The following is a 4992-nucleotide window of genomic DNA, read 5'->3' on the forward strand; positions in this document are numbered from 1 at the left end:
GCATCAAACGTAAAGTTTACACCTTCAGTTCCTGTTATAAAGTCAACTGTCTCGAAAACAGTCGATGCACCAGCAAACTGGGGGATGCTCAAGAGCATGATTGCCATGATTACCCAACCAATTTTTAATTTCATTATATTACCTTCTTTTTTAAGTTAATACTGGTTTTTGGCTGAATTGTACTATCGGCCACAGTCATATGTTGAAATCCGTATCACTCCGTCCCCACCCTTAAATGGTGTCGGTCGTGGATCGGATTTTTTTTGAGGATTAATTTACAATAATTTAATTATATCCCGGTTGCAAACATCAACTCACAAACCAGAATCGCACGTCATTTTGCTGCCGTGCAGAAAACTCGAAGCATTCGGCCTTTAAAGTGAATTGGGTGCCTTGATCGTTAAATTTTAATTCTGGTCTTATAGTGTGGGAGAACTTCAACCTTTCATTCGTCAATCAACGATCTGAGATGAACTTTTTTTACTAATCAAGTAGTTCGGAATCAAGAATCGTACCAAAAGCACGTATTGTAAGTAACCCAGGGGGTCGGGGGGGTAGGGATTTCAGTGGTGTCATTCCCGCGACGGCGGAGATATATAACTATCCGATAACAATAGATCCCCGCCTTAGCGGGGACGACAGCAAAAAGGGATTTTCGACTTTTTGCGGGACCGTCAATATTGTGGGTACCTCTGCGCTAATGCAATCCGAGGTGGGTATCAAGTTACGGAATTTGCGCACGGCAATCTTGACCGGTGGTAAATTTCGTAACGCCGACAAGATCAGGATTGGCGACTATTAACACCCAAATTGCGCTTTTTAGGTCGATTTTGCCCTGCCTTGCCTGGGTTTATAACGTTTTTCAACTGTCTGGTTTAATTTTTTCTTGAGGATGCGTCATCAGGCCTTTGATGCTCTGGGCGATCAGCTCCAGCCTGCGGAGGATTTCCAGCCGCGTTTTGTTCTTCGGGAGGGTCTGGTCTGAGATCTGCTTATGGTATTGCCTGGCAAGGGTCGACAGCAGGTCTGCCATGGCGTGGTCATCTTGAATGTTGATCTTTTCAGTTGGAGACATTTTTTACCCGGCGATGCTGACCGACAATAATACCCGTTCTTCCGACAACGTCGAGAAAAGGGTGTCTGGGGTGATCGCACGATCGTCCATCCTGGCGTTTCGGATGCCGCGGTTCAATTTGTCGGGGTAACGATCCGCAATCCGCCGAAGATCACCCCCCCCCACCTCGATACCCGCTTCCAGCAGACCGCCGCCGATCTCCTTGGCCACCATGTTGAACAGCTTGACCGTGACGCGCCCCGTTGTTTCGCAGATGCCGCAGTCATCGCCGGGCAGTGAGATGTCCCTGCGAAAGGCGGCGTAGCGTCCGCCCTTGCGCATGGTGGCCCCCAGCAGGCCTGGCATGGCCGCACTGAGTGCCAGAACCGATCCGTCCTGAACCACCGCCTTGTCCACGTCGTCCACCGGCCGGGCATCCAGAAAGAGGGTTTGGACCCGCTGGTCGAGGTAACCGTCGGCGATGCCCAGTTGGCCGCACAGAAAATCCCGCAGGGTGCATCCGGTTTTTGCGGTCAGGACCACGCCTTTTTCAAAAAGGGAGTAAAAAAGGGGTAGACCGGATGCGTTGACATGCAGGTGGAGTCGGATCATGGATGGTTCTCCGGTGGTGACGGGTGGTCATTCATTAAGCAAACGGGGAGACCCTTTCGGATCTCCCCGTGCCTTGATTCGTAAATACCGACAAGGATCTGTCTTACCAGTTAAAGACCGTATCCAGTTCCTCATCCGTGACGCCGAAGGTGACGTTGTGGGGCGCCAGGGCTTCGTTTTTAAAGTAGTCGGGCAGCCGGTCGTCCTTGGCGGTGAAGCCGGCGGCCAGGTTGAATGCGCGCTCGTTTTTCAGCACCGACTTGCCCAGGTTGGTGACGTCATCGGCGGTCATCGGCTGGCCGATGAAGGCGCCGACCAGATCCACCAGTGCATTGAAGGTGTCCGGCTGATCCAGAATGGCAAAAGCGATGAACAGGCACATGCCGGTGGAGTCGATGGCCGCGGTGGCGATCTGCAGGTTCCGGGACAGTTCCACCTGTCCCTCGGGTTTGAGGGCGTCCACGCTGCCGCCCACGCCCAGCAGGTTGGTGGCTACGGCGTAGCCGGCGGTGTGGTCGGCCCCCATGGTGGTGGTGGCGTAAGTCACGCCGATGCCCTGCACGGCACGGGGGTCGTAGGCGGGCATGGATTGGCGTTTGACCACAGGGACCCGCTCCACGCCGAAGCACTGGCCGGTAACCGCGGCGCCGTTGCCCAGTATCCTGCCCAGCGGCGTCCCATCGCCGACTTCCTGGACCAGTCGAATAGCTGCCTGACCGTCGCCGAACTTGGCCAGCCCGGCCTCCATGGCCACCCCGATGGTGGCGCCCATTTCGATGGTGTCCACGCCGAAATCGTCATCCATGCGGTCCAGTTGGGCGATCACATCCAGATCGTCGATGCCGCAGTTGCCGCCGTGGGCCCAGACGGTTTCGTACTCGGGCTGCTTGGTGAGGAAGTTGCCGTTTTTGCCATAGAACGTGCCGGAGCAGCGGATGATGCAGCCCCGGTGGCAGCCGTGGGTGGCCGACCCTTCCCCGCCGCGTTCGTTTTCCAGGGCGGCCTGGGTTTCGCCGGAGATGTTGGATGCGCCGGCAAACTGGCCCGTCTGGAAATTGTTCGTTGGGTAACCACCGGCCTCGTTGACCACGTTGGTCAGCACATTGGTGCCGAAGGTGGGAAGGCCCTCGCCGGTGACCGGGTGCTTGCGCAGCCCCTCGGCAAAGGCCTTGTTGGCGGCCTTGAATTTTTCGGGCTCGGCCGGCGTGCGCATTTTCAGGCCCTCGTCGTCAAGAACGATGGCCTTGATTCCCTTGGATCCCATGACGGCCCCGACACCCCCGCGCCCGGCGTGGCGGGTGGGGCGCTGCTCCATGTCGCTGACGGCGATGGAGGCGGCGGACATCTTCATTTCACCGGCCTGGCCGATGCTGATACAGGCAGCCTTCTTGCCGTACTGGGCGACCAGTTTTTCCACGGTGGCGTAGTTGCCCAACCCCTTGAGATCGGCGGCGGATTCGACCTTGACGCCGTCTTTGTTGATAAAAACCTTGTACCAGCTGTCGTCTTTCGCCTGTCCCTCGAGGATTATGGCCGCGTAGCCCAGTCGAGCCATCACCTGGGCGGCCTGGCCACCGGAATTGGCCTCTTTGATGCCGCCGGTGAGCGGGCTTTTGCAGCCCACGGAGAGTCGCCCGGACATGGCCGCAGCCGATCCGCTGAGCAGGCCCGGCGCGATGACCAGTTTGTTGGCCCCTCCCAGGGGGTGGCAGGTGGGGGGGACTTCCTTGGCCACGACGGTCGAGGTCATTGCCCGGCCACCCAAGCCGGCATAGGCTCCCAGGGCGTCGGTCTTGACGGCGGGTCCTCCCGGGGCACTCACGTTGATTCTCAGAATTTTGTCCATAGTTTCCCTCCTGTCCCAATGCGGATGGTGTTTTAAAAGATCCGTGGTGTGATGGTCCTTTTGACGAGAGATGAGAACAATAGTCACCTTTCAATGTAATTATGAGTGTTTGCCGGTAATGTCAAGGAAAACCAAAAATGACAGCCGGGATTCGGCCAATCGGCATACCGGTGAACCCAGGCTGTTTTCGTCGGTTTTTCGCCCACTGGTGAATGGGGCAGAAAAGGCGGGGCAAGGCCAACCGATAACGGCAGGTGCAACGCAAAAAAACGCGACAACCTTGTCCAACTCTATAAAGAATCTCTGCGCTCTCAGCAAACTCCGCGATTATCAAAATGAAAAGGACGCCGAAGCAATATTTATCGGTTGATGAACTACCCGTGTTTGCCTTCAAACATCTTCATGAAATCCACCAGCGCTTCAACTGCCGCCAGGGGCGTCGGATTGTAAATCGAGGCCCGGCACCCGCCCACACTGCGGTGACCTTTTAGACCACCCATGCCGTTTTTCATGGCCTCGGCCACGAAGGTTTTCTCCAGATCTTCGTTGGGCAGGCGGAAGGTGACGTTCATCAACGAGCGGCTGGCCTTTTCCGCCGTCCCTTTGTAAAAGCCGCTTCGGTCAATGGTGTCGTAAAGCAGGCCGGCCTTTTTCCCGTTCAGCGCTGCCATCTTGTCCAGTCCGCCAATGGTCTCTTCCAGCCATTTGAGCACCAGCTGAACCGTATAGATGGCGAAGCAGGGCGGCGTGTTGTACATGGAGTTCTTCTCGGCATAGGTGGTGTAGCGCAGCATGGTGGGGATCTGCCCTGGGGTGCGGGCCAGCAGGTCGTCGCGAATGACCACCAGGCATACACCGGCAGGTCCCATGTTTTTCTGGGCGCCGGCGTAGATCAGCCCGAACCGATCCATCTCCAGTTGCCTGGAGAAGATGTCTGAACTCATGTCCGACACGATGGGGACGCCGCCGGTCTCCGGGAACTGCGCCCACTGGGTGCCCTTGATGGTGTTGTTGGAGGTGATGTGGGCGTAGACCGCATCGGCGTCGAAAACGATTGACTGGGGAATATAGCTGAAGTTGCGGTCCTCGGAGGAGGCCGCGACGTTGATGGATTTACCCTGGATGGTGGCCTCTTTGATGGCCTTGGTGGACCAAGTGCCGGTGTTGACGTAGTCCGCCGAGTCACCGGTTCCCAGCAGGTTCATGGGCACCATGCAGAACTGCATGCTGGCGCCGCCCTGGAGAAAGAGCACGTGATAGCGGTCGTCCAGCTTCAGGATTCGCTTGACCCGCGCCACGGCGTCATTGATCACATCGTCGAACCACGTTGACCGGTGGCTGATTTCGGTGACCGACATGCCCGAGCCGGCAAAATTGAGAAAGGATTCTTGGATCTCTTCCAAAACCGGCAGGGGCAGGGCCGCCGGCCCGGCGTTGAAATTGTGGATTCTGTCCGCTTTCATCGTAAATACCCTCCATA

At 56.8% G+C, this 4992-nt stretch carries 4 protein-coding genes; all 4 read right to left on the reverse strand.

The window, feature by feature from the left end:
* Nucleotides 1-862: 862 nt before the first annotated feature.
* The 4 genes from ABYV26_RS20720 to serC all read right to left on the reverse strand — a co-directional run bounded on the left by ABYV26_RS20720 (nucleotide 863) and on the right by serC (nucleotide 4975).
* Entirely contained in the window at nucleotides 863-1033 is a 171-nt protein-coding gene (locus ABYV26_RS20720) for a hypothetical protein (RefSeq protein WP_372683261.1), read from the reverse strand.
* Between the two features lie 45 nt (nucleotides 1034-1078).
* Complete coding sequence (locus ABYV26_RS20725) at nucleotides 1079-1666, reverse strand: hypothetical protein (protein WP_372683262.1); 588 nt, start codon at nucleotides 1664-1666, stop codon at nucleotides 1079-1081.
* 103 nt (nucleotides 1667-1769) lie between these two features.
* A complete protein-coding gene (locus ABYV26_RS20730) occupies nucleotides 1770-3512 on the reverse strand; it encodes an aldehyde ferredoxin oxidoreductase family protein (RefSeq protein WP_372683263.1) in 1743 nt (580 codons plus the stop codon).
* 374 nt (nucleotides 3513-3886) lie between these two features.
* Nucleotides 3887-4975 carry a 3-phosphoserine/phosphohydroxythreonine transaminase gene (gene serC / locus ABYV26_RS20735; protein ID WP_372683264.1) on the reverse strand — a complete coding sequence of 363 codons (1089 nt, stop codon included), beginning with the start codon at nucleotides 4973-4975 and terminating at the stop codon, nucleotides 3887-3889.
* Nucleotides 4976-4992 lie beyond the last annotated feature (17 nt).

The sequence above is a fragment of the Desulfosarcina sp. genome (assembly GCF_041551955.1).
In the GTDB taxonomy this organism is placed as follows: Bacteria; Desulfobacterota; Desulfobacteria; order Desulfobacterales; family Desulfosarcinaceae; genus Desulfosarcina.